This window comes from Streptomyces sp. NPDC085596, assembly GCF_044541565.1.
Lineage (GTDB): Bacteria > Actinomycetota > Actinomycetes > Streptomycetales > Streptomycetaceae > Streptomyces.
In genome coordinates this window covers 192,224-217,236 of record NZ_JBITTC010000008.1, presented here as the reverse complement: position 1 = coordinate 217,236, position 25,013 = coordinate 192,224, and the positions used below count along the sequence as shown (strand labels likewise).

General features: G+C 72.8%; 25 protein-coding genes. 11 read left to right on the top strand and 14 right to left on the bottom strand.

From position 1 onward, the window contains the following. The first annotated feature begins 8 nt into the window (after window positions 1-8). Window positions 9-962, top strand: a complete 954-nt coding sequence (locus ACIGA3_RS23730) for an HNH endonuclease signature motif containing protein (protein ID WP_399719024.1) — start codon at window positions 9-11, stop codon at window positions 960-962. 49 nt (window positions 963-1,011) lie between these two features. On the opposite strand, the gene ACIGA3_RS23725 is transcribed toward ACIGA3_RS23730, so the two are convergent. Beyond that, complete coding sequence (locus ACIGA3_RS23725; protein WP_399719021.1) at window positions 1,012-2,784, bottom strand: acetyl/propionyl/methylcrotonyl-CoA carboxylase subunit alpha; 1,773 nt, start codon at window positions 2,782-2,784, stop codon at window positions 1,012-1,014. A gap of 390 nt (window positions 2,785-3,174) precedes the next feature. Between ACIGA3_RS23725 and ACIGA3_RS23720 the strand changes: the two genes are divergently transcribed. Beyond that, complete coding sequence (locus ACIGA3_RS23720) at window positions 3,175-3,708, top strand: hypothetical protein (RefSeq protein WP_399719019.1); 534 nt, start codon at window positions 3,175-3,177, stop codon at window positions 3,706-3,708. On the opposite strand, the gene ACIGA3_RS23715 is transcribed toward ACIGA3_RS23720, so the two are convergent. The 4 genes from ACIGA3_RS23715 to ACIGA3_RS23700 form a co-directional block, all read right to left on the bottom strand. Beyond that, window positions 3,680-4,294, bottom strand: a complete 615-nt coding sequence (locus ACIGA3_RS23715) for a Maf family protein (protein WP_399719016.1) — start codon at window positions 4,292-4,294, stop codon at window positions 3,680-3,682. The two genes, ACIGA3_RS23720 and ACIGA3_RS23715, sit on opposite strands and share 29 nt — an antisense overlap. A gap of 39 nt (window positions 4,295-4,333) precedes the next feature. Beyond that, a complete protein-coding gene (mmpB, locus tag ACIGA3_RS23710; protein ID WP_267881259.1) occupies window positions 4,334-4,462 on the bottom strand; it encodes a morphogenic membrane protein MmpB in 129 nt (42 codons plus the stop codon). A 76-nt stretch (window positions 4,463-4,538) separates the two neighbouring features. Next, a complete protein-coding gene (locus ACIGA3_RS23705) occupies window positions 4,539-4,748 on the bottom strand; it encodes an acyl-CoA carboxylase epsilon subunit (RefSeq protein WP_399719013.1) in 210 nt (69 codons plus the stop codon). A 22-nt stretch (window positions 4,749-4,770) separates the two neighbouring features. Continuing rightward, window positions 4,771-6,372 carry an acyl-CoA carboxylase subunit beta gene (locus ACIGA3_RS23700; protein WP_399719011.1) on the bottom strand — a complete coding sequence of 534 codons (1,602 nt, stop codon included), beginning with the start codon at window positions 6,370-6,372 and terminating at the stop codon, window positions 4,771-4,773. Between the two features lie 110 nt (window positions 6,373-6,482). Between ACIGA3_RS23700 and ACIGA3_RS23695 the strand changes: the two genes are divergently transcribed. Both ACIGA3_RS23695 and ACIGA3_RS23690 read left to right on the top strand, forming a co-directional pair. Continuing rightward, a complete protein-coding gene (locus ACIGA3_RS23695) occupies window positions 6,483-7,343 on the top strand; it encodes a biotin--[acetyl-CoA-carboxylase] ligase (RefSeq protein ID WP_399719009.1) in 861 nt (286 codons plus the stop codon). 216 nt (window positions 7,344-7,559) lie between these two features. Next, a complete protein-coding gene (locus ACIGA3_RS23690) occupies window positions 7,560-8,684 on the top strand; it encodes an adenylate/guanylate cyclase domain-containing protein (protein ID WP_399719007.1) in 1,125 nt (374 codons plus the stop codon). 6 nt (window positions 8,685-8,690) lie between these two features. Here ACIGA3_RS23690 and ACIGA3_RS23685 read toward each other — a convergent pair whose 3' ends face one another. Then, complete coding sequence (locus tag ACIGA3_RS23685) at window positions 8,691-9,362, bottom strand: hypothetical protein (RefSeq protein ID WP_399719005.1); 672 nt, start codon at window positions 9,360-9,362, stop codon at window positions 8,691-8,693. Between the two features lie 414 nt (window positions 9,363-9,776). Between ACIGA3_RS23685 and ACIGA3_RS23680 the strand changes: the two genes are divergently transcribed. The 3 genes from ACIGA3_RS23680 to hutH all read left to right on the top strand — a co-directional run bounded on the left by ACIGA3_RS23680 (window position 9,777) and on the right by hutH (window position 13,405). Further along, window positions 9,777-10,571: an enoyl-CoA hydratase/isomerase family protein gene (locus ACIGA3_RS23680; protein ID WP_399719002.1), complete on the top strand. Its 795-nt coding sequence runs from the start codon at window positions 9,777-9,779 to the stop codon at window positions 10,569-10,571. A gap of 75 nt (window positions 10,572-10,646) precedes the next feature. Beyond that, entirely contained in the window at window positions 10,647-11,795 is a 1,149-nt protein-coding gene (locus ACIGA3_RS23675; protein WP_399719000.1) for a diguanylate cyclase domain-containing protein, read from the top strand. Window positions 11,796-11,866: 71 nt separating this feature from the next. Next, complete coding sequence (hutH, locus tag ACIGA3_RS23670; protein WP_399719273.1) at window positions 11,867-13,405, top strand: histidine ammonia-lyase; 1,539 nt, start codon at window positions 11,867-11,869, stop codon at window positions 13,403-13,405. Between the two features lie 89 nt (window positions 13,406-13,494). On the opposite strand, the gene ACIGA3_RS23665 is transcribed toward hutH, so the two are convergent. Beyond that, window positions 13,495-13,863 (bottom strand): hypothetical protein, encoded by a 369-nt coding sequence (locus tag ACIGA3_RS23665; RefSeq protein ID WP_399718997.1) that lies wholly within the window; start codon window positions 13,861-13,863, stop codon window positions 13,495-13,497. Between the two features lie 110 nt (window positions 13,864-13,973). On the opposite strand from ACIGA3_RS23665, the gene ACIGA3_RS23660 reads away from it, so the two are divergent. Both ACIGA3_RS23660 and ACIGA3_RS23655 read left to right on the top strand, forming a co-directional pair. Further along, complete coding sequence (locus ACIGA3_RS23660; protein ID WP_399718994.1) at window positions 13,974-14,324, top strand: hypothetical protein; 351 nt, start codon at window positions 13,974-13,976, stop codon at window positions 14,322-14,324. A 224-nt stretch (window positions 14,325-14,548) separates the two neighbouring features. After that, window positions 14,549-15,811, top strand: a complete 1,263-nt coding sequence (locus ACIGA3_RS23655; protein WP_399718991.1) for an Ig-like domain-containing protein — start codon at window positions 14,549-14,551, stop codon at window positions 15,809-15,811. An 80-nt stretch (window positions 15,812-15,891) separates the two neighbouring features. Here ACIGA3_RS23655 and ACIGA3_RS23650 read toward each other — a convergent pair whose 3' ends face one another. Then, complete coding sequence (locus ACIGA3_RS23650) at window positions 15,892-16,779, bottom strand: helix-turn-helix domain-containing protein (RefSeq protein WP_399718988.1); 888 nt, start codon at window positions 16,777-16,779, stop codon at window positions 15,892-15,894. 179 nt (window positions 16,780-16,958) lie between these two features. On the opposite strand from ACIGA3_RS23650, the gene ACIGA3_RS23645 reads away from it, so the two are divergent. Next, a complete protein-coding gene (locus ACIGA3_RS23645; protein ID WP_399718986.1) occupies window positions 16,959-18,002 on the top strand; it encodes an NAD(P)-dependent alcohol dehydrogenase in 1,044 nt (347 codons plus the stop codon). Between the two features lie 58 nt (window positions 18,003-18,060). On the opposite strand, the gene msrA is transcribed toward ACIGA3_RS23645, so the two are convergent. From msrA to ACIGA3_RS23625, 4 genes are all read right to left on the bottom strand, one after another. Beyond that, window positions 18,061-18,726, bottom strand: coding sequence for a peptide-methionine (S)-S-oxide reductase MsrA (msrA, locus tag ACIGA3_RS23640; RefSeq protein ID WP_399718984.1), 666 nt, complete (start codon window positions 18,724-18,726; stop codon window positions 18,061-18,063). Between the two features lie 73 nt (window positions 18,727-18,799). Then, window positions 18,800-19,921, bottom strand: a complete 1,122-nt coding sequence (locus ACIGA3_RS23635) for a hypothetical protein (RefSeq protein ID WP_399718981.1) — start codon at window positions 19,919-19,921, stop codon at window positions 18,800-18,802. A gap of 52 nt (window positions 19,922-19,973) precedes the next feature. Continuing rightward, on the bottom strand, window positions 19,974-21,608 hold the full coding sequence (locus tag ACIGA3_RS23630) for a M48 family metalloprotease (protein WP_399718979.1): 1,635 nt from the start codon (window positions 21,606-21,608) through the stop codon (window positions 19,974-19,976). Window positions 21,609-21,803: 195 nt separating this feature from the next. Then, window positions 21,804-22,922 carry a hypothetical protein gene (locus ACIGA3_RS23625; protein ID WP_399718977.1) on the bottom strand — a complete coding sequence of 373 codons (1,119 nt, stop codon included), beginning with the start codon at window positions 22,920-22,922 and terminating at the stop codon, window positions 21,804-21,806. A gap of 131 nt (window positions 22,923-23,053) precedes the next feature. On the opposite strand from ACIGA3_RS23625, the gene ACIGA3_RS23620 reads away from it, so the two are divergent. Beyond that, window positions 23,054-24,211, top strand: coding sequence for a cystathionine gamma-synthase (locus ACIGA3_RS23620; protein ID WP_399718975.1), 1,158 nt, complete (start codon window positions 23,054-23,056; stop codon window positions 24,209-24,211). Window positions 24,212-24,223: 12 nt separating this feature from the next. On the opposite strand, the gene ACIGA3_RS23615 is transcribed toward ACIGA3_RS23620, so the two are convergent. Both ACIGA3_RS23615 and ACIGA3_RS23610 read right to left on the bottom strand, forming a co-directional pair. Continuing rightward, window positions 24,224-24,472 carry a hypothetical protein gene (locus ACIGA3_RS23615; RefSeq protein ID WP_399718972.1) on the bottom strand — a complete coding sequence of 83 codons (249 nt, stop codon included), beginning with the start codon at window positions 24,470-24,472 and terminating at the stop codon, window positions 24,224-24,226. After that, complete coding sequence (locus ACIGA3_RS23610; RefSeq protein WP_399718970.1) at window positions 24,469-24,954, bottom strand: sigma factor-like helix-turn-helix DNA-binding protein; 486 nt, start codon at window positions 24,952-24,954, stop codon at window positions 24,469-24,471. The genes ACIGA3_RS23615 and ACIGA3_RS23610 overlap by 4 nt, the downstream gene beginning before the upstream one ends. Window positions 24,955-25,013 lie beyond the last annotated feature (59 nt).

Sequence of the window (25,013 nt, the reverse complement as noted above, 5' to 3'; positions counted from 1 at the left end):
TTCCGGGCATGACCCAGGCGCACCCCGACCGCACGGCCCCGGAGGATCTGCTCCACCGCCTCACCCACCTCCGGGTGAACCGTTCCTCCGGCGGGCCGGCGCTGTACAAGCCGGTCACCCTGCTGTGGGCCATGGCGCGGGCCCTGCGTGGTGCGGAGCGGCTGCTGCCCTGGTCCGAGACGGAGCGGGAGCTGGCCGGGCTGCTGGCCGCCCAGGGAGTGCCTGCGCGCCCCCACTATCCGGTGGCGTCCCTCAGCCGGGACGGACTGTGGTCACTGCCCGGCCAGGACGACGCGCCCACCGCCCACGGCGACCCGCGCCGCTGGTTCACCGAGCGACAGCCACTGGGCGGCCCGACCGAGGAGGTCTACGACCTCTTCCGGTACTCCGCCGTCACCCGGCTCGCCGTGCGGGAACAGTTGCTGGAGCTGTACTTCGCCGACCATGACCCGGCCCCGCTCCTCGCCCGGCTCGGGCTGCCGTACTCCGAGCCCGAGACGGCCACCGAGCCGGAGCCGGACCCGCTGGACCTGGAGCTGCCCGGTGCCCGCCCGGGCGACCCGGAGCCCTGGCTCGTCACCGCCGCCGAGTACGAACAGGGCTGCCGTCTGCTGGAGCTGACGGAGGAGCAGAGGCACGGCACGCGGGCCGCCGCCGGTGGCAGCCGGCCCCGGCGCTCGCGGGCGGCCCGGCTGCTGGTGCTGGGGCGCAGCGAGGGGCGCTGCGAGAACCCGGAGTGCGCTGGGCAGCCGGCGGAGCTGACCGACCGGGGGCTGCCGCTGCTGGAGGTCGACCATGTGCGGGACCTGGCCCTGGGCGGCCGCGACCACCCCGGCCAGATGGTCGCGCTCTGCCCCAACTGCCACACGGTCAAGACCCGTGGCCGCTCCCGCGAACGGCTGCGCACGCTCCTGCTGAAGGTGGCCGAGGAACGGCATCGGGAGATGCGTACCGGGAAATGACGAACGCCCGGCTCCGGGCCGGGCGTTCGCTTCGAGCTGTTCCCTCGGATCAGTCCTTGATCTCGCAGATCGGGGCGCCCGAGGTGATGGAGGCGCCGATCTCGGCGAGGAGGCCCTTGACGGTGCCCGCTCGGTGGGCGTTGAGGGGCTGTTCCATCTTCATGGCCTCCAGGACGACGATCAGGTCGCCCTCCTGGACCGTCTGACCCTCTTCGACGGCCACCTTGACGATGGTGCCCTGCATCGGGGAGGCGAGGGTGTCGCCGGAGGCGACGGGGCCGGACTTCTTGGCCGCGCGGCGCTTGGGCTTGGCGCCCGCCGCGAGGCCGGTGCGGGCCAGGGACATGCCGAGCGACGAGGGGAGGGAGACCTCCAGGCGCTTGCCGCCCACCTCGACCACGACCGTCTCACGGCCCAGCTCCTCGTCCGCGTCCGCGTCGGCGGGGGCGGTGAAGGGCTTGATCTCGTTGACGAACTCGGTCTCGATCCAGCGGGTGTGGACCGTGAAGGGGTCCTTGGAGCCGGTCAGCTCCGGGGCGAAGGCCGCGTCCCGGACCACCACGCGGTGGAACGGGATGGCCGTGGCCATGCCCTCGACCTGGAACTCGTCCAGCGCCCGCGCGGCGCGCTCCAGCGCCTCCTTGCGGGTGCGGCCGGTGACGATCAGCTTGGCCAGCAGGGAGTCCCACGCCGGGCCGATGACCGACCCGGACTCCACACCGGCGTCCAGGCGGACACCGGGGCCGGCCGGCGCCTCGAAGCGGGTGACCGTACCGGGGGCGGGGAGGAAGCCCCGGCCCGGGTCCTCGCCGTTGATGCGGAACTCGAAGGAGTGCCCGCGCAGCTCGGGGTCGCCGTAGCCCAGCTCCTCGCCGTCCGCGATGCGGAACATCTCGCGGACCAGGTCGATCCCGGCGACCTCCTCGGTCACGGGGTGCTCGACCTGGAGGCGGGTGTTGACCTCCAGGAAGGAGATCGTGCCGTCCTGGCCGACCAGGAACTCACAGGTGCCGGCGCCTTCGTAGGCGGCCTCCTTGAGGATGGCCTTGGACGCGCGGTACAGCTCCGCGACCTGCGCCTCGGAGAGGAACGGCGCCGGGGCCTCCTCGACCAGCTTCTGGTGCCGGCGCTGGAGCGAGCAGTCACGGGTGGAGACGACGACCACGTTGCCGTGCTTGTCGGCCAGGCACTGGGTCTCCACGTGCCGGGGACGGTCGAGGTAGCGCTCCACGAAGCACTCGCCCCGGCCGAAGGCGGCGACCGCCTCGCGGACCGCCGAGTCGTACAGCTCCGGCACCTCTTCGAGGGTGCGGGCGACCTTCAGACCGCGTCCGCCACCGCCGAATGCGGCCTTGATGGCGATCGGCAGGCCGTGCTCCTTGGCGAAGGCCACGACCTCGTCGGAGCCGGAGACCGGGTCCGACGTGCCGGCGACCAGCGGAGCACCCGCGCGCTGCGCGATGTGCCGGGCGGCGACCTTGTCACCCAGGTCCCGGATGGCCTGCGGCGGCGGGCCGATCCACGTCAGGCCCGCGTCCAGCACGGCCTGGGCGAACTCGGCGTTCTCCGAGAGGAAGCCGTAGCCGGGGTGGATCGCGTCCGCGCCGGACTCCCGCGCCGCGTTCAGGACCTTCTCGATGTCCAGATAGCTGGTGGCCGGGGTGTCACCGCCCAGGGCGAACGCCTCATCCGCGGCCCGGACGTGCAGAGCGTCCCGGTCCGGGTCGGCGTACACGGCCACGCTCGCGATCCCTGCGTCCCGGCAGGCCCGCGCCACACGGACAGCGATTTCGCCACGGTTGGCGATGAGCACCTTGTGCACGATTGAGGCTCCCTCCTTGAAACAAGCCGAGTTTAGGGACAGCCGACACGGCACATCGACCCGTCCCCAATGGTGAGCTTGCCCACACGGAGCGTGACGCGTGGCCCGCTCGACCCACGAAAGTCCTTGTCGCACCTCGGTACGCAGGACTCCACCGGAAAACCCTAGCCCCGTCATGTGGCCAAGGTCTCTGTGAGAGCGTGCTGCGGGCCACGCGGTTTCTTTGTGGAGTCCCTACGAATGGCCCAATGATTCTTTGCCGCCGACCAAGGTCTTGTCCCCCGTCCTACCCGTTAGTAGCGTTCGCGCTGACCCGGCGTACTGCCGGTAACAGGCGATCCGCGCGGGGGCGACGGCGAAGGTGGGGTGGGGCCGGTGGTGCGCAGACCGGTGGCTTGGATCGTGACGGTCGTCCTGCTGGCCGAGGCGGTCGGCATAGCGGCGGTGAACTGGCTGCTCGGCATGGTGGTGGACAGCCAGCACATGTCGCTGGCCGGCCTCGACCCCGATGTGATGGCGACGTCCTCGAAGGTGGGAGCCGTGGTCTTCGGGCTCTACTTCGCCTTCTGCGCCCTGGTGGCCCTCCTGGTCGCGGTGCGCGACCGCGCCCCGGCCGGCCTGGGCCGCGTCCTGCTGATCAGCGCCGCCGTGGTGAACGCCCTGCTGGGCGCGGTGGCGTGGGGCCTGGTGGGCCCGGGGGCGTTCCTGGCGCTGATGGTGGTCCTCGCCCTGCTGGTGCTGCTCCTGATGACGTACGACCGTCCACGCGACGCGGGCGCCCGGCCGGCCGGTGACACGCCTGGACAGGGCGGCGCCCCCGAGGCCGCCCCCGAGCCGAAGCCCACGTCCACCCCTACGGGTGACGCTCAGGGCCGTACGGCCGACACGGGCCACGTCACTCGGACGGCGCCCACAACTCCGTGATTCCGACACCCAGTTCGCGCAGCAGCTTGCGGACCAGCGGCAGGCTGATGCCGATCACGTTGCCGTGGTCGCCCTCGATGCCCTCGATGAACGGCGCCGACCGGCCGTCCAGGGTGAAGGCCCCGGCGACATGGAGGGGCTCGCCGGAGGCGACGTAGCGGGCGATCTCCTCGTCCGTGGGGTCGCCGAAGCGGACCACGGTGGAGGCGGTCGCGGACACGTACCGCTTGGCCGTGGTGTCCCACACGCAGTGCCCGGTCTGCAGGACCCCGGCGCGGCCGCGCATCGCCTTCCAGCGGGCGGTGGCCTCCTCGGCGTCGGCGGGCTTGCCGAGCGCCTGCCCGTCCAGCTCCAGCACCGAGTCGCAGCCGATCACTAGCGCCCCCTGGACCTCGGGCCGGGCCGCCACCACGGACGCCTTGGCCTCGGCGAGGGCGAGCGCCAGCTCGGCCGGGGTGGGGGCGCTGACGGCGTCCTCGTCCACCCCGCTCACGATCACCTCGGGCGCCAGCCCGGCCTGCCGCAGCAGACCCAGACGGGCGGGGGACTGGGAGGCGAGAACGAGACGGCGCTGCTGGTCAGTCATGCGATCAGCCTAGCGCCGCCGCCCTGTTCACCCCGGCGGTCACCTCAGCCCGATGACGATCATCGCCAGCACCATGGCCAGGGCCATGAACAGGCCGAGCCGCCTGAGCTTCTCCTCCATGTGACGGAGTTCCTCGGGCGGCTCGTCCTCCGGGTCTGACCACAGCATGGCTCCAGCCTGGGGCGCGGCCCGGCCCGCGCGCCTGAGTACCCGTACTCAGGTTCCCCCGGGCTTCCCCTTCGGCTCAGCCCGGCCAGTAGGTGCGGGACCAGGAGACCGGGCCCGGCGGGGGCAGGCGGCGGCCCGCGATCCGGGCCGGGTCCGACCACGCGTCCCTCGGCCCCGCCGCGCCGGACGGCGACTCCGCCGCCGCCACGGCGCGGGCGCGGACCACCGCCAGTGCGGCGGCCAGCTCCTCCGGGGTGGGATTGCCTCGTACGACCTTGATGTTCATGACGGCTCCCGTCGGCGCTGTCCTACAGGGGGATGTTGCCGTGCTTCTTCGGAGGCAGGGATTCCCGCTTCGTACGCAGCTGACGCAGGCCCCGGACGATGTGCGCGCGGGTGTCCGACGGCATGATCACCGCGTCGACGTAGCCGCGCTCGGCCGCCACGTACGGGTTGAGCAGCGCGTCCTCGTACTCCTGGACCAGCCGCGCCCGCGTCTCCTCGCCCGCGCCGGCGGCCTCCGCCTCGGCGATCGTGCGGCGGTGCAGGATGCTGACCGCGCCCTGCGCGCCCATCACCGCGATCTGCGCGGTCGGCCAGGCCAGGTTGAGGTCGGCGCCCAGGTGCTTGGAGCCCATCACGTCGTACGCGCCGCCGAACGCCTTGCGGGTGATGACGGTGATCAGCGGGACGGTGGCCTCGGCGTAGGCGTAGATCAGCTTGGCGCCGCGGCGGATGATGCCGTCGTGCTCCTGGTCCACACCGGGCAGGAAGCCGGGCACGTCCACGAAGGTGAGCACCGGGATGTTGAACGCGTCGCAGGTGCGCACGAACCGGGCGGCCTTCTCGGACGCCGTGATGTCCAGGCAGCCCGCGAACTGCATCGGCTGGTTGGCGACCAGACCCACCGGGCGCCCCTCCACCCGGCCGAAGCCGGTGAGGATGTTCGGCGCGAACAGGGCCTGCGTCTCGAAGAACTCCCCGTCGTCCAGGACGTGTTCGAGCACCGTGTGCATGTCGTACGGCTGGTTCGCGCTGTCCGGCACGAGGGTGTCCAGCTCGCGGTCCTCGTCGGTGAGCGCGAGGTCCGCCTCCTCCGGGTACACCGGGGCCTCGCTGAGGTTGTTGGACGGCAGGTACGACAGCAACTGCTTGACGTACTCGATCGCGTCCTTCTCGTCGCCCGCCATGTGGTGAGCCACACCGGAGTTGGTGTTGTGCGTGCGCGCGCCGCCCAGTTCCTCGAAGCCGACGTCCTCACCGGTGACCGTCTTGATCACGTCGGGGCCGGTGATGAACATGTGGCTGGTCTTGTCCACCATCACCGTGAAGTCGGTGATCGCGGGGGAGTACACCGCGCCGCCCGCGCACGGGCCGACGACCAGGCTGATCTGCGGGATCACCCCGGAGGCATGGGTGTTGCGGCGGAAGATCTCGCCGTACGCGCCCAGCGAGGCGACCCCCTCCTGGATACGGGCACCGCCGGAGTCGTTGATGCCGATGACCGGACAGCCGGTCTTCAGCGCGAAGTCCATTACCTTGACGATCTTCTGGCCGTAGACCTCGCCGAGGGCACCGCCGAAGACGGTGAAGTCCTGCGAGAACACGGCCACCGGACGGCCCTCCACGGTGCCGTACCCGGAGACGACACCGTCGCCGTACGGACGGTTCGCCTCCAGGCCGAAGTTGGTGGAGCGGTGGCGGGCGAACTCGTCCAGCTCGACGAACGAATCGTCGTCCAGGAGGAGTTCGATGCGCTCACGCGCCGTCAGTTTGCCCTTGGCGTGCTGCTTCTCCACCGCGCGTTCCGAGCCGGCGTGCGTCGCCTCGTGGATGCGCCGCTGGAGATCCGCGAGCTTCCCGGCGGTCGTGTGGATATCGGTGTCGTGACGCTCTTCCGGCTCGGACATCGGGATGCGGCTCCCTGCCTGCTCAAAAGGGGGGACGATTACTCATCCGTAGCGTAGTGCGGGGCCCACCTCCGAGGAGTGCGGTCTTTCCCACACCTAGGGTGACTTGCATGACGCCGCACAATGCCTCAGGCCCCAGCCGCTGGTCCGACCTCGACCGCCCGCCGCTCAACGGGACCGCGCTGCGCCACGCGCTCGTCCGGGAGGGCGGGCTGTGGTCCTCGGTCGACGTGGTCCAGCGCACCGGCTCCACCAACTCCGACCTCGTCGCCCGCGCGGCCTCCGGTACGGCGGCGGAGGGCGCGGTGCTGGTCGCCGAGGAGCAGACGGCGGGGCGCGGGCGGCTGGACCGGCGCTGGACGGCTCCGCCGCGCTCGGGGCTCTTCTTCTCCGTACTGCTGCGCCCCGCCGACGTGCCGCTGGAGCGCTGGGGCTGGCTGCCGCTGCTGACCGGCGTCGCGGTCGCCACCGGCCTGTCCCGCGCGGCCGGCGTCGACACCGCCCTGAAGTGGCCGAACGACCTGCTGGTCACAGTCGACGGCGACGAGCGCAAGGCGGGCGGCATCCTGGCCGAGCGGGCGGGGGAGGACGGCGTGGTGGTCGGCGTCGGCCTCAACGTCACCCTGCGCGCCGACGAACTCCCCGTTCCCCAGGCGGGTTCCCTGGCCCTCGCCAATGCCGTGAGCACGGACCGCGACACGCTGCTCCGCTCCGTGCTCCGCTCCCTGGAGACCTGGTACGACCGCTGGCGCGCCGCCGCCGGTGACCCCGTCGCCAGCACCCTCCAGGAGACCTACGCGGCCGGCTGCGCCACCCTCGGCCGCCAGGTCCGCGCGGAACTCCCCGGCGACCGGGACCTGGTGGGGGAGGCCGTGGCGATCGACGGGGACGGGCGGCTGGTCATCGCCACCGAGAAGGGGACGCGGGAGGCCGTGGGGGCCGGGGACATCGTGCATCTGCGCCCGGCGTAAGGGGCGTCGCGGGCGTTCCCGGCCGGGGAAAGTGGGCAGAGGGGCGTGGGGACGGCGGGCCGCGCTCCCGTCGTGCGCTGTGCGCGCGGGGCGGTGCTTCCAGGGGGTGGAAGGTGCGTCCGGGTGGGCGGTCCCAGCGGAGTGAGCTGGCGCACACCTGCCGTAGAGTTGAGGCCGGTCGGTACCTGACCGCGGCAGATCGGAAGGGCAGCAGGCGTGAGCGTCGACGACACGGGCTCCGGCGCGGGCGCGGAGGGCCGGGTGGACCCCGATGCCCCCGACCCCGGCGACGACCCGCTCGCCCTCCGCCTCGAACAGCTGATCCTCGGCGCCGAGCGGCGCTACACCCCCTTCCAGGCCGCCCGTAGCGCCGGTGTCTCCATGGAGCTGGCGTCCCGTTTCTGGCGGGCCATGGGCTTCGCCGACATCGGCCAGGCCAAGGCCCTCACCGAGGCCGACGTACTCGCCCTGCGCCGTCTGGCCGGTCTGGTCGAGGCGGGGCTGCTCAGCGAGGCCATGGCGGTGCAGGTGGCCCGCTCCACCGGACAGACCACCGCCCGGTTGGCCGAATGGCAGATCGATTCCTTCCTGGAGGGCCTGACCGAGCCCCCCGAGCCCGGCATGACCCGCACCGAGGTCACGTACCCGATCATCGAACTGCTCCTGCCCGAGCTGGAGGAGTTCCTCGTCTACGTCTGGCGCCGCCAGCTCGCCGCGTCCGCCGGGCGGGTGGTGCAGAACGTGGACGACGAGGAGATGGTCGACCGTCGCCTCGCCGTCGCCTTCGCCGACCTCGTCGGCTTCACCCGGCTCACCCGCCGGATGGAGGAGGAGGAGCTGGGCGAGCTGGTCGAGGCGTTCGAGACGACCGCCGCCGACCTGGTGGCCGCGCGCGGCGGCCGCCTCATCAAGACCCTGGGCGACGAGGTGCTGTACGTCGCCGACGACGCGGCCACCGCCGCCGACATCGCCCTGCGCCTGGTCGAGACGCTGTCCAACGACGAGACGATGCCCGAGCTGCGGGTCGGCATGGCGCTCGGCACGGTGACCACGCGGATGGGCGACGTGTTCGGCACGACCGTGAACCTCGCCTCCCGGCTGACCTCGATAGCGCCGCGCGACGCCGTACTGGTCGACAGCGCCTTCGCGGAGGAGCTGATCCGCGCCGGTCTGGCGCCCGCCTCGGAGGCGGACGCGGCGGAGGCCGTCGCCACCGCCGAGAAGGAGGGCGAGGAGCCCCCGCAGTACCGTTTCGCCCTCCAGTCGATGTGGCAGCGCTCGGTGCGCGGCCTGGGCATGGTCGAGCCATGGCTGCTCGCCCGCCGGGACGAAGCGAGCTGACGGGCCTTACCGGCCCCGCAACTCCAGACACACCCCCAGCACCGGTACGCAGACGCCCTTGCCGTTCTGCGGGGGTGCTGTGCTGCTCTGGGCCGGCGTCGGGGCCGGTGTCGGCGTGGGCGCTGGTGCGGGGGCTTCGGCGGGGGCTTCCGGAGGGGCGTGCGTCGTGGCCTGGGGCTGCGGCACGTCGGCGGTGGTGGGTGGCGGTGGGGGCTCGCTGGGGCGGCCGGTGGGCGCGGTGACCGTAGGGGTCGCCTCGGCGTCGGGCGTGACCGTGCCGCTCGGCGTGGGACGCGCCGACCCCAGGGCGGAGGCTCCCGCGGGCGCGGCCGACGGGACGGCGACGACGGTGGTGGACACGCCCGGCGAGGGATCGGCGCCCAGCTTCCACGGCTGCCGGGGCTCCGCCTCGGCGGTGCCGGGTCCGGCATCCGGCGCGATCCGTACGAGGCTCAGCACCGCGACGGCGAGCACGGCCGCCCCCACCAGCAGAACGACCCGCCGCCGCCCCCGCCGGTGCCGACCGTGCCGCAGCACGGCCACGGCACGCTGGGTCCGGGTGAGGGGGGCGGGCTCCGGGAGCAGGGGGAGCACCGCCGTGGCGGCGGCTGGGGTGGGAACGACGGGAGGGGCGGCCGGGGCTGTGGCCGCCTTCGGCGGTCCGGCGGCGTCGGCCACGCCCGCCTTCGCCCGACCGCGCGTCTCGGACCGCTTCGGCCCCGTCTGTGGCCGGCCGTCGGCCTCTCCCCACGTCGCTCCCGCCCCCGTACGCACCCGGAACGACGGTCCCGGTGGCTTGGTCGGGTCGGTGGGGATGCGCGCCGGGGACGACACCAGGGGAATCGATTCGGCAGGGAGTCGGGGTGGAGGCGTCGCGGACTTCCGCCGTCTGGGTGTCATGCGCTCCGCTCCTCCCCGCCGCGCGCCGCCGGGCGCGTCAGCCGAGGGGGACGCTATGCGCTCGTGTGGGTGGTCCGGGCCGGGTCGGCCGGGTCGTCACCCGAACGGGTGGGGGCTGCTCTTTTCCGGGGACCGGTCCTGCTGCGATGATCGGCCCGACAGTGTGTTAACCCGCGTTAACCGGAGGGTGTCATGAGCGAGGAGCGGTACGGGGAGTTCGTGCTGGTGCGGAGGCACGGGCATGTGGCTGAGCTGGTGCTGGACCGGCCGAAGGCCATGAACGCCGTGTCGACGGAGATGGCCCGTTCCCTCGCGGCCGCCTGCGCGGCGCTCGCCGCCGACCGGGACGCCCGCGTGGTCGTACTGACGTCCTCCAGCGAACGCGCGTTCTGTGTCGGCGCGGATCTGAAGGAGCGGAACTCCTTCAGCGACGCGGACCTGGTCCGGCAGCGCCCCGTGGCGCGCGGGGCGTACACCGGGGTGCTGGAGCTGCCGGTGCCGGTCATCGCGGCGGTGCACGGCTTCGCCCTCGGCGGCGGCTTCGAACTGGCGCTGGCCTGCGACCTGATCGTGGCCGACGCGACGGCCGTGGTGGGGCTGCCCGAGGTGTCCGTGGGCGTGATTCCGGGCGGCGGCGGTACGCAGCTGCTGCCGAGGCGGGTCGGCGCGGCGCGCGCGGCCGAGCTGATCTTCTCGGCGCGCCGGGTGGACGCGCCGGAGGCGGCCGCGCTCGGACTGGTCGACCAGCTCACCGAGGCGGGCCAGGACCGCGAGGAGGCGCTCGCGCTGGCCGCGAGGATCGCGAAGAACTCCCCGGTGGGCCTGCGCTCGGCCAAGCGGGCGCTCCGCCTGGGCCAGGGCCTGGACCTGCGGGCCGGCCTGGAGGTCGAGGACGCGGCCTGGCGGGCGACGGCCTTCTCCGGCGACCGTGCGGAGGGCGTGGCGGCCTTCAACGAGAAGCGCGCGCCGCAGTGGCCGGGGGAGTGAGCCGGCCGGCCCGGTGGCCACCTGATCGCCCGCGCCAATGCCCCTGATGTGCCCGTTTCTCCCTAACCTGGGGTGATGGGTGAGGATGATCGGCTCGCTGCCGTGGTGGGGCTGGCGCAGGGGATGGCGGCCGCGCACACGGCGCCGGAGTCCTGGCGGGCGGCGGCGCTCGGTGCCTGCCGGGCGCTGGCCGGGAACTTCGCCGCGCTGTCGGTGTGGGAGCGGGAACGGGGACGGCTCAGGGTCCTGGTGAACGTCGGCAAGCGCGCCGAGGACGAGGAGGAGTTCCCGGAGCTGGAGGCGTACCCGGTGCACCAGTTCCCGGAGATCACCGAGTTCCTGCACGAACGCTGGGCCGGGGGCGGCGGCCCCAACGCCTGGGTGGAGACCGCGCGGGGGCCGGCCGCGGGCACCCCCGGCTACATCCATCAGCGGGTCGCCGCGCTGCGCCGCCGGGGCCGGGGCTGCTGTGTGGTCGCGCCCGTGGTGCTGCACGGCCGGGCCTGGGGCGAGCTGTACGTGGCCCGGGCGGCCGGGGCACCGGTGTACGACCGGGGGGACGCCGACTTCGCCACCGTGCTGGCCGCCGTCGTCGCGGCCGGGCTCGCGCAGACCGAGCGGCTGGAGGAGGCCCGCCGCCTCGCCTTCACCGACGCCCTCACCGGCCTGGCCAATCGCCGCGCGGTCGACGTACGCCTTGAGGAGGCGGTGGAGCGGCACCGGGCGGAGGGGGTGGTCGTCAGCCTCGTCGTCTGCGATCTGAACGGGCTGAAAAAGGTCAACGACACCCATGGGCACGCGGTGGGGGACCGGCTGCTGGAACGGTTCGGGTCGGTGCTGTCGCTGTGCGGGGCGATGCTGCCGGGCGCGCTCGCGGCGCGGCTCGGTGGCGACGAGTTCTGCTTGCTGGCCCTCGGGCCGTCGGCCGAGGACGTGGTCGAGGCGGCCGGGGAACTGTGCCGCCGGGCCGGTGCGCTGGAGCTGGGCGAGGGGGTGGCCTGCGGGGTCGCCTCCACCGGGCACGACATCGGCCCGGTGCGCGACGCCCGGCGGCTGTTCCGGCTGGCCGACGCCGCGCAGTACCGGGCCAAGGCCGAGCGCGCGGACCTGCCCGTGGTGGCCGGCCGGGAGGGCCCGGACGACCCGGTCGTACGGCTGGCGGACGAGACGCCCCCGCCGGCGAAGACCGAGCGCCGCCGCTTCCGGGGCCGCCGCCGCTCGTGACCGGTAAGGGGCGCGGGCGCAATCCACTAGTGACACCACCGCATTCAATGCGTACGCTCCTGAATATGGATATGCACTCTGTGGTGGTGGGGACCACCGGTGTCACCGCGCACGACGTCCTCGCCGTCGCGCGCGCCGGTGCCCGCGTGGAGCTGTCGGAGGAGGCCGTGGCCGCGCTCGCCGCGGCCCGCGAGATCGTGGAGGCGCTGGCCGCCAAACCCGATCCGGTCTACGGCGTCTCCACCGGCTTCGGCGCCCTGGCGACCCGGCACATCAGCCCCGAGCTGCGGGCCCAGCTCCAGCGCAACATCGTCCGCTCGCACGCCGCCGGCATGGGCCCGCGCGTCGAGCGCGAGGTCGTCCGCGCGCTGATGTTCCTGCGCCTGAAGACCGTCTGCTCCGGGCACACCGGCGTACGCCCCGAGGTCGCGCAGACCATGGCGGACCTGCTCAACGCCCAGATCACCCCGGTCGTGCACGAGTACGGCTCCCTCGGCTGCTCCGGCGACCTCGCCCCGCTCTCGCACTGCGCGCTGGCCCTGATGGGCGAGGGCGACGCCGAGGGTCCCGACGGGGTCGTACGCCCGGCCGGTGAGCTGCTGCGCGAGCACGGCATCGAGCCGGTCGAGCTGCGCGAGAAGGAGGGCCTGGCCCTCCTCAACGGCACCGACGGCATGCTCGGCATGCTGATCATGGCCCTCGCCGACCTCGACTCCCTCTACAAGTCGGCCGACATCACCGCCGCCCTCAGCCTGGAGGGGCTGCTCGGCACGGACAAGGTCCTCGCGCCCGAGCTGCACGCCATCCGCCCGCACCCCGGCCAGGCCGCCTCCGCCGCCAACATGCTCGCCGTGCTCAAGGGCTCCCAGCTCACCGGGCACCACCAGGACGACGCGCCCCGCGTCCAGGACGCCTACTCGGTGCGCTGCGCCCCGCAGGTCGCCGGTGCCGGGCGCGACACCCTGGCGCACGCCCGCCTGGTCGCCGAGCGCGAGCTGGCGGCCGCCGTCGACAACCCGGTCGTGCTGCCCGACGGCCGGGTGGAGTCCAACGGCAACTTCCACGGCGCCCCGGTCGCCTACGTCCTGGACTTCCTGGCCATCGCCGCCGCCGACCTCGGCTCCATCGCCGAGCGCCGCACCGACCGGCTGCTGGACAAGAACCGCAGCCACGGGCTGCCGCCGTTCCTCGCGGACGACGCGGGCGTGGACTCCGGCCTGATGATCGCCCAGTACACCCAGGCCGCGCTGGTCAGCGAGCTGAAGCGGCTCGCCGTACCGGCCTCCGCCGACTCCATCCCGTCCTCCGCCATGCAGGAGGACCACGTCTCCATGGGCTGGTCGGCCGCGCGCAAGCTGCGTACCGCCGTGGACAACCTCACCCGGATCATCGCGGTCGAGCTGTACGCGGCCGCCCGGGCCGTCGAGCTGCGGGAGGGGCTGGAACCGGCGCCCGCCTCGCGCGCCGTGATCGAGGCCGCGCGCGCGGCCGGGGTGGGCGGTCCGGGCCCGGACCGGTTCCTCGCGCCCGACCTGGCCGCCGCCGACGCCTTCGTGCGCGGGGGCGGGCTGGTGGCGGCCGCCGAGACGGTCACCGGACCGCTGCGCTAGCCACCACGGGGGCCTCGCCCACGGGCGGGGCCCCTTTTCCACCCATCGGCCGGTCAACGAATCGTCAAGCGGGCTTAAAGCGCGCAGGCTTAGAACTCCAGGCGTTCCCGGCGCACCGAATACACCACGAAGCCCGCGCCCACGGCGAGGAACAGGGTCCCGGAGACCACGTACGGCGTGGTGTCGAAGCTGCCGGTGTCGGCGAGCCGGGTCGGGTCGGACGCGTCCTGACCGGCCAGCTGGGACACCGTGGTGACCTGCTCGGTGATTCCCGAGGCCGGGTCCTCGGACTGCGGCGACCCGGTGCCGGAGGCCCCGCCGTCGACCGCCGTACCGACGGCCGTCGAGCCTGTCGTGGGGCCGTCCTGCGAGGCGTTGGCGGACGGGACGAACCACAGGGCGCACAGCAGAGTGCCCGCGGCGGTGGCGGTCAGCAACGGACGGCGAGCGGATGCCACGGAATATCGATCCCCCTTGTGACGCTGGCGAATTGGCCGTGTGGAGCGATGTTAGTGAAAATCGCGGGTCACAGGAAAGTCACGACAGGTTTCGGTTCTAGGCTCGCCCCATGGACGCTGAAGAGACATCACGTTTTGTACGCCTTCGGGTGGAGCTGGTTCTGGAAGTGCTCGACGACGACGAGCTGACCAAGGCCGCGCTGCGCCGCATCGCCACCGACCCGGAGCTGCCGGAGGCGGAGCGGGCCCACGCCGAGGGCGCTGTGACGGAAGACACCGCCGAGGCGCTGGCCTATCTCGTCGACCCGTTCGACCTGGTCAGGGAGGTGCCTGGAGTGGAACTCCAGCAAGCCTCCTGGTCCAGCGAGCGGTCCGCGTACGACGCGGATTCGCCCGAGTGGGACCTCGATGAGGATGATGGGGAGGACGACGACGAGCCGGACGGCGAGAACGAGCGGTAGGCCGGCGGCTTCGGCCGGGCGATTCGGGGCACGCATGACCCGGACGGCAACCGCCGTCCGGGTTTTCACGTCTGACAAGAGGCGCACGGAGTACCGCGCACACCCGTCCCGGGAAGGGGACGTGGCGTTTCCCACAGAACCCCCGACCGGGGAACGGGAAGGCGTGGCCGTGACGTTGAAAGATTTCAACGGGGACTCTCGGGGTTCTGGCGGATTCGGCAACGATGGAGAAGCGTGTGATGACGGACAGTAAGCGGCGCAAGGGCCTGACGGTCGCGTCCGCTCTGCTCGGTGGCGTGCTCGTGCTCACGGGCTGTTCCGGCGGCGGTGACGCCAACGCGTCCGACGGCGGCGAGAGCTCGCAGGCGAAGGCCGACGAAGCGGCGGCGAAGAAGTCGTCCGAGGCTCAGATCACGATCACGCCGAAGGATGGCTCGAACAACGCCTCCATCAACAACTCGGCCGCGGTCAAGGTCGCCAAGGGCACCCTGACCGGCGTGAGCATGACCACCGCGGACGGCAAGCCGGTCGACGGCGCGCTCTCCGCCGACAAGCTCAGCTGGAAGCCGACCACCCAGCTGGAGCGGTCGACGACCTACAAGCTCGCCGCCGAGGCCAAGGACTCCGAGGGCCGCGTGGCCCACGAGAACGCCTCCTTCACCACGGTCTCCCCGTCCAACAGCTTCATAGGCAACTTCACCCCGGACAACGGCAGCACCGTCGGGGTAGGCATGCCCGTGTCGATCAACTTCGACAAGGCGATCACCGACAAGGCCGCCGTGCAGAAGGGGATCACCGTCTCCTCCAGCAGCGGCCAGGAGGTCGTCGGCCACTGGTTCAACGCCAACCGGATCGACTTCCGCCCGGAGACGTACTGGAAGGAGAACTCCACCGTCACGCTGAAGCTCGCGCTCGACGGTGTCGAGGGCGCCGACGGCGTCTACGGCGTCCAGCAGAAGACGATCACCTTCCACGTCGGCCGCAACCAGGTTTCCTACGTCGACGCGAAGACCAAGCAGATGAAGATCACGCAGGACGGCAAGGTCGTCAAGCAGATCCCGATCTCGGCCGGTTCCCCGGAGAACAAGACGTACGCCGGGACCATGGTGATGTCCGAGAAGTTCGAGCAGACCCGGATGAACGGCGCGACCGTCGGCTTCACCGACGACGACGGCAAGGGCGAGTACGACATCAAGGACGTGCCGCACGCCATCCGCCTCACCGGCTCCGGCACCTTCCTGCACGGCAACTACTGGGGCGCGAAGTCCATCTTCGGCAGCGCGAACACCAGCCACGGCTGTGTGGGCCTGTCCGACACCAAGGGCGCCAAGGACCCCAACACCCCGGCCGCCTGGGTGTTCAACCACTCCCTCGTCGGTGACGTGGTGGTCCTCCAGAACACCGGTGACAAGACCGTCGCCCCCGACAACGGCCTCAACGGCTGGAACATGGACTGGGCGCAGTGGAAGGCCGGTTCGGCCGTCTGATCCCACCCCGGAACATCCCCTGAGCGCACGAGTGCCGCCCCTCCTGGTGAGGGGCGGCACTCGCGTATGTACGGGGTCCGCTAGAGCGTCGGCACCGCGGCCGCGCCCCAACTCGCCAGCAGGCGCAGGGACTCGGCCGACGGGGAGTCCGGTTCGGCGTGGTAGACGATCAGATTGAGGTCCGCGTCGCCCGTCACCCGCAACCCCTCGAAGCCCAGGGCGAGTTCCCCGACCAGCGGGTGCCGCAGCCGCTTCACGCCGTAGAACTGCTCCTTCACGTCGTGCGTGGCCCACAGCCGGCGGAACTCCTCACTCTTGACGGAGAGTTCACCGACCAGCGCGGCCAGCCGGGCGTCGTCCGGGAAGCGCCCGGCGTCCATGCGCAGCCCGCACACGATGTCGATCGCCTTCTGCTCCCAGTCCACGAACAGCTCGCGGTACTCCGGACAGAGGAACACCAGCCGGGCCCAGGTGCGGTCCTCGGGCGCCAGCCGTCCCCAGTCGCCGAACAGCGCGGTCGCCATCCGGTTCCAGGCCAGGATCTCCGTGCGCCGCCCCGCGATGTACGCCGGCACCGCGTCCATCGAGTCCAGCAGATGCTGGAGCGCGGTCCGCACCTGCGGTCGGCGGGCCTGCGGCCGCTTCTTGTGCGGCGCCGGCTTGGCCAGATGGGTCAGATGCGCGTGCTCGGCGTCGGTCAGGCGCAGCGCGCGGGCGATCGAGTCCAGCACCTCCGCCGACACGTTCCGCCCGTTGCCCTGCTCCAGCCGCGTGTAGTACGCCACCGACACCCCGGCCAGCTGCGCCAGCTCCTCGCGGCGCAGCCCCGGCACCCGGCGGCGCCGGCCGAACTCGGGCAGTCCGACGTCCTCCGGCTTGAGCCGGGCCCGGCGGCTGCGCAGGAACTCGCTCAGCTCGGCCCGCCGGTCCAGCGGGCGGCTCGGGGCCGTCTCCGGCTGTTCGTCCATGCCTCAAGTATCGAGGGCGGCGCCCGGTCGTACGCGCCGGAGCCTGTCCCTCCCAGTGGTAGGCACGGTGGTCGTACGCAAAGCCGTGGCCTGGGTGGGGGCGCCGGATGGGGGCACTCTGGGAGAGTGCCCGGCCGGAACCGTGTCCGGGCCACGGCGAAGCTTAGGAGAACCCCGGCATGACCACTGTTGCTGCGTACGCCGCGCCCGCCGCCAAGGCGCCCCTGGAGCGGACCACGATCGAGCGGCGGCCGGTCGGCGACCATGACGTCCTGATCGACATCAAGTTCGCGGGGATCTGCCACTCCGACATCCACCAGGCCCGCGACGGCTGGGGCGAGGGCATCTTCCCGATGGTCCCCGGCCATGAGATCGCCGGTGTGGTCACCGAGGTCGGACCCGAGGTCACCAAGTTCTCGGTGGGCGACCGGGTGGGCGTCGGCTGCATGGTCGACTCCTGCCGCGAGTGCGACAACTGCAAGGCCGGCCTGGAGCAGTACTGCACCGGCGGCGGCCCCACCTTCACCTACAACGACACCGACAAGCAGGGCGAGCCCACCTACGGCGGCTACTCCGAGAACGTCGTCGTGAACGAGGACTTCGTCGTCCGCGTCCCCGACGGACTGGAGCTGGACGTGGCCGCGCCGCTGCTGTGCGCGGGCATCACCACGTACTCCCCGCTCAAGCACTGGGGTGTCGGCCCCGGCAAGAAGGTCGCCGTGGTCGGCCTCGGCGGGCTCGGGCACGTCGGCGTGAAGATCGCCCACGCGCTGGGCGCCGAGGTCACCGTGCTCTCGCAGTCCCTGCGCAAGAAGGACGACGGCCTGCGGCTCGGCGCCGACCGCTACTACGCCACCAGCGACCCGAAGACCTTCGAGGAGCTGGCGGGCACCTTCGACGTCATCCTGAACACCGTCTCGGCCCCGCTCGACTTCGCCGAGTACGTGTCCCTGCTGCGCACCGACGGCACCATGGTCAACGTGGGCCTGCCGGAGGAGCCGGTGCAGATCACCCTCCAGTCGATGTTCGGCCACCGCCGCAGCCTCTCCAGCTCCGGCATCGGCGGCATCGCCGAGACCCAGGAGATGCTGGACTTCTGCGCGGCGCACGGGGTGGGCGCCGAGATCGAGCTGATCGGCGCGGACGAGATCAACGACGCGTACGAGCGCGTCACCGCCAGCGACGTGCGCTACCGCTTCGTCATCGACACGGCGACGATCTGACGCCAGGCAAGGAGAAGGGCCGCCCGGCTCCGGCCGGGCGGCCCGTTCTCGTGTGTGCTCAGCCCTGGGCGGGGGCGACGCCGATCGGGCAGGAGACGCCCGTGCCGCCGATCCCGCAGTACCCGGCGGGGTTCTTGTCCAGGTACTGCTGGTGGTAGGGCTCGGCCGGGTAGAAGGGGCGGCCCTCGGCCGGGAGGATCTCCGTGGTGATCGTGCCGTGGCCGGAGCCCGACAGGACCTTCTGGTACGCGGCGCGGGACGCCTCGGCGGCGGCCGCCTGCTCCGGGGTGTGGGTGTAGATCGCGGAGCGGTACTGGGTGCCCACGTCATTGCCCTGGCGGAAGCCCTGCGTGGGGTTGTGGGACTCCCAGAAGGTCTTCAGCAACTGCTCGTACGAGATGACCTCGGGGTCGTAGACCACGCGGACCGCCTCGGTGTGGCCGGTCAGGCCCGAGCAGGCTTCCTCGTAGGTGGGGTTCTCGGTGGAGCCGCCCTGGTAGCCCACCAGCGTGGTGTAGATCCCCGCCGGGAGCTCCCAGAACTTGCGCTCCGCGCCCCAGAAGCAGCCCATCCCGAAATCGGCGACCTCCAGCCCCTCGGGGTAGGGGCCGGCCAGGGGGTTGCCGAGGACGGTGTGCCGGGCGGGAACCTCGAAGGCGGGCACATCCCGCCCCGTGAGCGCCTGCTCCGGAGTGGGCAGCTGCGGTGTGCGGCCGAAGAGCATGAGGTCTCCCTGGTCGGTTTCGGGTGCGGACGTGCACCCGTTACAACGGCTCGCGTGCCCCTGGAATTCCGGTTCAGCTCGCGGTGCGCCCGGCTTCCCGTACGGCGGTGTCGCGGACCTGGCAGAAGTACTCCGCCTTGTTGTTCCGGTACCGCCACGGCAGCGCGTCCACATGGCCGTCGATCAGCCGGAAGTACTCCACGGCGGCCTCGTCGCGGCCCTGGAGGTGCAGGTAGTAGGCAAGCAGGTGGCGCAGCTCCGGCAGGCGCGGGTGCGCCGGGTCGGCGGCGGCCGCGTCCTTCAGGGCCGCCTCCACCCGAGCCACCATCTCCGGGGTGTTGTCGGCGGCGGTGTCGTCCGAGTCGTCGTGCTCGAAGTGCGCGATCAGCGGCAGCGCCGTCAGCAGGCTCCCGGTGGGTGCCGCGGCGGCGGCCCGTGCGGCGAACTCGGTCGCCAGCCGCTCCGAGCCGCGCCACTTGGCGCACCAGTACTGGAGGGCCGAGAAGTGCGCCTCGTAGTGGTGCGGGGCGCGGGCCGTGATCTCGGTCCACAGGGTGTCCATCCGGGCGTTCGGGTAACCGAGGCCCAGCGCCAGCCAGATCTCCGCGATGTACGGCGTCGGGTCGTCCGGGTTCAGCGCCGCCGCCCGCGCGATCTCCTCGCGGGCTTCGAGCAGCGTGCGGTGGAATCCCTCGAACTGCTCGTGCGTCGTGTACTGCGCCCGCTTCCCGCCCCGCACCCGCCAGGCCAGGATCACCGAGCTGCGCGCCCTGACCACGGCCGCGTCCGGGTCCTCGGGGCGCGCGGTCTCCCAGGCCAGCAGCCAGGCGTCGTCGTCGGCCGCCTTGTCGGCCAACCGGAACGTGAGCAGGGAACGGCGTTCCCAGTCCCGGCCGACGGCCGCCATCAGGTCGGCGGCGGGCCGCCAGTCGCCGCTTTGGACCCCGGCGAGCGCGGCGGCCGTCTCGGGGGTCAGCGGGCCGGCCGAGCCGGTGTTCTGCCGCTCGGCGGGCAGCAGGCCGAGCGCGGCCGAGGCGGCGGCCTTCTCGGTGGCCGTCGTGGCGGCCTCCTCGGCGGCGATGGCGGCCTCCGCGTTGCCGGAGAAGAACTCCTTCAGGAACACCTTGGCCAGCCAGGCCGCGAAGAGCACGAAGGGCAGGGCCAGGGCGGCCAGTATCCAGAGCAGGACGGTCATCTGCGGGCGGGGTCCGTTCGGGTCGGGGGGTTCGGGTCGGTCGGTTCCGCGCTCAGACGGGCTGGGCGACCGTCGGCGGGAGCAGGGCGCGCAGCGGAGCGGTGTCCGGCACGTCGGCCAGGGCCGCGTCCACGGCCGCCTCGAACGCGTCCTCGGGGCTCGCCCCGGCGCCGGTGGCCGCGCCGGGCAGCCGTACGGCCGCCGGGCGCGACCAGGAGAACTCCCAGCTCAGCAGCGAACGCGCGCTGAACTCGGCCAGCACCATCGTCCGCAGCGAGTCGCCCAGCGCGGGCCGTACGAACTGGCGGAACGCCCGTCCCGTCGCCGCGGCCGCCTCCTCGGACAGCGGCAGCCGCTCGGCCACCCGCCACAGCCGGCCCTCGTCCATGGCGTCGAGCAGGTCCGGGAGGGTCGCGGGGCGTCCGTTGTAGGCGGTCAGCGCGCGGTGCAGCGGGGTCTGCGCGGAGGTGATGCCCTCGGCCATGGCGACGTTCAGCAGCTCCGGCCAGTCGGCGGTGCGCCGGAAGCCCAGCGCCTCCGCCGTCAGGGAGGCTTCCTCCAGCGCCGTCAGGGTGCGCTCCGGGTCGGTGAGCAGGGCCAGGGCGGGGCCGGCGCCCTCAGGGCCGCGTCCGTCGGCGGGCAGCGCCTCGATACGGCGCACCCGCTCGGCCATCGGCGGGTGGGAGTCGTACCGGGACTCCGGCTCGGTGGGCAGCTGGGCGCGCAGGTTCTCCAGCTCGGCGGAGCGGGCCGACAGCAACTCGCGGAAGCCCCCGAAGAACTGACCGCGCGGCGGCAGCGTACGGGCGGGCAGGCCGAGGGTCGCGTACGAGTCGAGGTAGAAGCCGTGGGCGGCCACGAGGACCGGGATCTCGCGCAGCGCCGAGGCGGTGGCGTCGCGTCCGGCGATCCGGGCGGCGGCCAGGTCGGCCGCGAACTCCTGCCCGCGCGCGGTGCTCTGCGAAGCCCGCAGGTAGAGCTTGGCGTACCAGGTGTAGAGCCGCGCCATCCCCCGGTACAGCGCACCGGTGTGCCGCGTGTCCACCTCGCGGGCCTTCTTGCCCTTGGCGATCCGCTTGGCGGCGGTCCGCTCCTGGCGCTCGCGCTCGTCGGCCACCTTGCCGTCGGCGGTGGCATGGAACTGCTCGATGACCCTGCTGATCTGCGCCCGGCCGCGCACCACGATCGCGGACAGCCGGGTGTCGCCGGCGGTGAAGTGCCCGTACTCGTGGCCCAGGACGGAACGCAACTGGGCCTCGCTCAGTCCGGTCAGCAGTGGCACGCCGAGGGTGAGGGCGCGCGGTCCGGGGCGCAGGCCGAGCAGCCGCGCGTCCTCGCGCACGGAGGCGTTCACATCGGGGGTGAGCAGGATGCGGGCGGGGGCGTGGGTGCCGCTCGCGTCGGCCACCTCGCGCACCAGCGCCCACAGCCGCGGCTCGTCCGCCTCGCCGACCTCGACGGCGGCCGGGTCGTCAGCCATGGGTATGCGCAGCATGAACATGCCGCGTACGACGGGTATGGCGAGCAGCACCGTGAGGATGCCGATCTTGATGGCCCCGATGCCGTGCAGCCCTCCGTTGAACAGGGCGATGTCGACACCGGCCAGCGCCGCCAGCAGGACGAGGCTGATCAGGTAGAAGCCGGACAGCAGGACGAGGGCGCGCAGCGCGCGCAGGGTTGCGCCCATCGGAAAGATCCCCCCACAGCAACCGGGCCGGCCGGAGCAAGACGAACGAGGCGCACACCGCTGCGCGGTGCCGCCGACTGAGTGTGGGGGGACCCGGGCCCGAGCAAAGCAGGAGCAAAGCCCAGGGCAAGCGGAGTATGCCCTACCGCAGGTCAGCGGGGCAATACGTATTCTCCGGGCGGCCGGACGGGGGTGTCAGCCGGGCAGGCTCGCCGGGTTGCCGCCGTTGGCCTCGTACCCCGCGACCGCCAGCGCCCGGTACACCGCGAACGCCTCTGCCGGTTCCTCGGACAGGCTCCACGGCAGCGCGCCCACATGGCCGTCCACGTGCACCAGCTGGTCCATGGCCTCCGCCCAGCGCTCGGCCCGCACCAGGAAGAACACCAGCAGATGCCGGACGTGCGCGAGCATCGGATCGTCCGGCCGGGCGGAGTGCACCGCGTGCAGCGCGCCGTGGATCGCCTTGACGACGACCTCGCTGCGGTAGAACCCCGCGACCAGGTTGACCTCGGGCAGATGCTCGAAGACCGCGAACAGCGGCAGCGCGGCCAGCAGCGAACCTTCGGGCGCGCGGGCCGCCGCCGCTTCGGCGAACGCGTACGCCTCCTCGCGCGAGCCGTGCCACTTCTCGCAGGTGTAGTGCAGCGCGGCGAGGTGGGCGCCCATGTGGTGCGGGGCGACGTCGAGGATCTTTCCCCACAGCTCGTCGAACTCCGGCCGGGACCAGCCGAGTCCGCGCGCGACGGACAGCGTGACGATGTGCGGCACCGGGTCGCCGGGGGCGGCGAGCGCGGCCCGCCCGCAGGCGTCGCGCGCCTCCTCCATGATGATCCGGAAGTCGTCCGTGCCCGGCACCGAGGTCCGCCACGCCTGCTGCGCCAGGAACTCGGCGTGCACCGCCGCGCCGCCCGCGTCCTTCGGCTGCTCGGCCCGCCACACCCGCAGCCACTGGCCGCCCGGCGTCTGATGTATTCCGCCGGGCCGCTCACGCAGCTCCAGCGAGGCCGCCCCGGCGAACGCCTGCACCCGCTGCCAGCGCGTCTCGCCCGCCGCCTCCGTACCCGCGAGGAGCTGGGCCGCGGCGCGGTGGTCACCGGTGCGGCCGACCAGGTCCAGCACATCCAGCAGGTCCTGGTCGGGGCCCGGCATCCGGACGTCCAGCTCCTCCTGGCGCAGGAAGCCGTACCGCTCCGGGTCGGCCGCGTCCGGGTGGTCCGGATGCACACGCTCGATCCCGCCGCGCCCGCGCCGGATCAGCGGGAGCAGCGCGAAGGCCAGCAGGGCCAGCGCCAGGAGCAGCCAGAGAGTCGCCATGAGTCAAGCGAACCAGATGCCGGCGACACTTGGCCAACCCCTCCCGCGAGCCTGTGGAAAACTCCCGTCCGCCGCCCGTCCCGCGCCCGGCGTCCGGCAGCACCCCCGCGAGCGCATTACGCTCGGTGCACATGAGCGACAGGCACATCAGCGAGCACTTCGAGACTCTGGCGATCCACGCGGGCAACACCGCCGATCCCCTCACCGGCGCGGTCGTCCCGCCCATCTACCAGGTCTCGACCTACAAGCAGGACGGCGTCGGCGGGCTGCGCGGCGGTTACGAGTACAGCCGCAGCGCCAACCCGACCAGGACGGCGCTGGAGGAGAACCTCGCGGCGCTGGAGGGCGGCCGCCGCGGCTTCGCGTTCGCCTCCGGCCTCGCCGCCGAGGACACCCTGCTGCGTACGCTGCTCAGCCCCGGCGACCACGTCGTCATCCCGAACGACGCCTACGGCGGCACCTTCCGGCTCTTCGCCAAGGTCGCCACCCGCTGGGGCGTGGAGTGGTCCGTCGCCGACACCAGCGACCCGGCCGCTGTGCGCGCCGCGATGACCCCGCGCACCAAGGCCGTCTGGGTGGAGACCCCCTCCAACCCGCTGCTCGGCATCACCGACATCGCCGCCGTGGCCCAGGTCGCGCACGCCGGCGGGGCGAAGCTCGTCGTCGACAACACCTTCGCCACCCCCTACCTCCAGCAGCCGCTGTCGCTCGGCGCGGACGTCGTCGTGCACTCCCTGACCAAGTACATGGGCGGCCACTCGGACGTGGTCGGCGGTGCGCTGATCGTCGCCGACGAGGGTCTGGGCGAGGAGATCGGCTTCCACCAGAACGCGATGGGCGCCGTCGCCGGCCCCTTCGACTCCTGGCTGGTGCTGCGTGGCACCAAGACCCTCGCGGTGCGCATGGACCGGCACAGCGAGAACGCCACGAAGATCGCCGACATGCTGTCCCGGCACCCGCGCGTGAGCAGCGTGCTCTACCCGGGCCTGCCCGAGCACCCCGGCCACGAGGTCGCCGCCAAGCAGATGCGGGCGTTCGGCGGCATGATCTCCTTCCGGGTCACGGGCGGCGAGGAGGCGGCCGTCGCGGTGTGCGACCGCGCGCAGATCTTCACCCTCGGCGAGTCCCTGGGCGGCGTGGAGTCCCTCATCGAGCACCCCGGCCGGATGACGCACGCCTCCGCCGCCGGTTCGCCGCTGGAGGTCCCCTCCGACCTGGTCCGCCTGTCCGTGGGCATCGAGAACGCGGACGACCTGCTGGAGGACCTCCAGCAGGCGCTCGGCAAGTAAGCGGGCTCCGGCCTACCAGCCGGACAAGGGCGGGGTCGTCGCAGACGGCGGCTCCGCCCACGGCCGGGTCAGCGCGGCCCAGGTGAGGAACGCGACCGCCGCCGCGCACAGCACCAGCCACAGCAGCCGGCGCGTGTGCCGCCGCAGCCGCAGCAGACGGGCGCCCCGGCGCACCGCCTCGCCGGGCAGCTCCGGCGGCACACTCACCGGCACCGTCTCCATCAGCCGCCGCACGGCGGCCTCGCGCTCCGGCCGGTTCACGGCTGGAGCCGTCTCATGACGTGGCCGGCCGCGCGCGGGGCGGGCCCGGGCGGCGGATGCAGCACCGTGGCCGTCGCCCGGTCGCAGAGGGCGTGTACCCGCTCGGCGGGCAGGCCCAGCAGGGCCGCCGTCTGCTCGTCGGCCAGCCCCTCGTACAGCCGCAGTACCAGGACCAGCCGTTCGCGCGGGGTCAGCGCGGCGAGCGGGCCGTGCGGGCGGGAGCGGTGCCAGGGCGCGTGTGCGAAGCGGGTCGCCAGATACTGGCGGGCGCGGTCGTAGGGGTCCTCGCCGGGCGGGCGGTCCCAGTGGGCGTAGGTGTGGGCGAGCGCCCGTGTCAGCAGGCGCCGCGCGCGCGGGTTGGCGTCCGGCGCCTCCGCGGTGAGCAGCGTGGCGGTGTGCAGCAGCCGGCCCGCCGCGCCCGCGACGAACCCCCCGAACTCCTGTGCCCTGCGGGCGTCCCGCACGGCCGGCCGATCACGCACCCCGCCTCCCCCCAGCGCACCCTGCGGCGCGAGAAGAACCCGTGGCACCCGGACGCGTG

Bases quoted from the DNA above. Each gene is read 5' to 3' on its own strand.
- ACIGA3_RS23730 (WP_399719024.1), top strand. From the start codon at position 9: ATGACCCAGGCGCACCCCGACCGCACGGCCCCGGAGGATCTGCTCCAC.
- ACIGA3_RS23715 (WP_399719016.1), bottom strand. From the start codon at position 4,294: ATGACTGACCAGCAGCGCCGTCTCGTTCTCGCCTCCCAGTCCCCCGCC.
- mmpB (WP_267881259.1), bottom strand. From the start codon at position 4,462: ATGCTGTGGTCAGACCCGGAGGACGAGCCGCCCGAGGAACTCCGTCAC.
- ACIGA3_RS23705 (WP_399719013.1), bottom strand. From the start codon at position 4,748: ATGAACATCAAGGTCGTACGAGGCAATCCCACCCCGGAGGAGCTGGCC.
- ACIGA3_RS23700 (WP_399719011.1), bottom strand. From the start codon at position 6,372: ATGTCCGAGCCGGAAGAGCGTCACGACACCGATATCCACACGACCGCC.
- ACIGA3_RS23695 (WP_399719009.1), top strand. From the start codon at position 6,483: ATGACGCCGCACAATGCCTCAGGCCCCAGCCGCTGGTCCGACCTCGAC.
- ACIGA3_RS23680 (WP_399719002.1), top strand. From the start codon at position 9,777: ATGAGCGAGGAGCGGTACGGGGAGTTCGTGCTGGTGCGGAGGCACGGG.
- ACIGA3_RS23675 (WP_399719000.1), top strand. From the start codon at position 10,647: ATGGGTGAGGATGATCGGCTCGCTGCCGTGGTGGGGCTGGCGCAGGGG.
- hutH (WP_399719273.1), top strand. From the start codon at position 11,867: ATGCACTCTGTGGTGGTGGGGACCACCGGTGTCACCGCGCACGACGTC.
- ACIGA3_RS23660 (WP_399718994.1), top strand. From the start codon at position 13,974: ATGGACGCTGAAGAGACATCACGTTTTGTACGCCTTCGGGTGGAGCTG.
- ACIGA3_RS23655 (WP_399718991.1), top strand. From the start codon at position 14,549: ATGGAGAAGCGTGTGATGACGGACAGTAAGCGGCGCAAGGGCCTGACG.
- ACIGA3_RS23650 (WP_399718988.1), bottom strand. From the start codon at position 16,779: ATGGACGAACAGCCGGAGACGGCCCCGAGCCGCCCGCTGGACCGGCGG.
- ACIGA3_RS23645 (WP_399718986.1), top strand. From the start codon at position 16,959: ATGACCACTGTTGCTGCGTACGCCGCGCCCGCCGCCAAGGCGCCCCTG.
- msrA (WP_399718984.1), bottom strand. From the start codon at position 18,726: ATGCTCTTCGGCCGCACACCGCAGCTGCCCACTCCGGAGCAGGCGCTC.
- ACIGA3_RS23635 (WP_399718981.1), bottom strand. From the start codon at position 19,921: ATGACCGTCCTGCTCTGGATACTGGCCGCCCTGGCCCTGCCCTTCGTG.
- ACIGA3_RS23630 (WP_399718979.1), bottom strand. From the start codon at position 21,608: ATGGGCGCAACCCTGCGCGCGCTGCGCGCCCTCGTCCTGCTGTCCGGC.
- ACIGA3_RS23625 (WP_399718977.1), bottom strand. From the start codon at position 22,922: ATGGCGACTCTCTGGCTGCTCCTGGCGCTGGCCCTGCTGGCCTTCGCG.
- ACIGA3_RS23620 (WP_399718975.1), top strand. From the start codon at position 23,054: ATGAGCGACAGGCACATCAGCGAGCACTTCGAGACTCTGGCGATCCAC.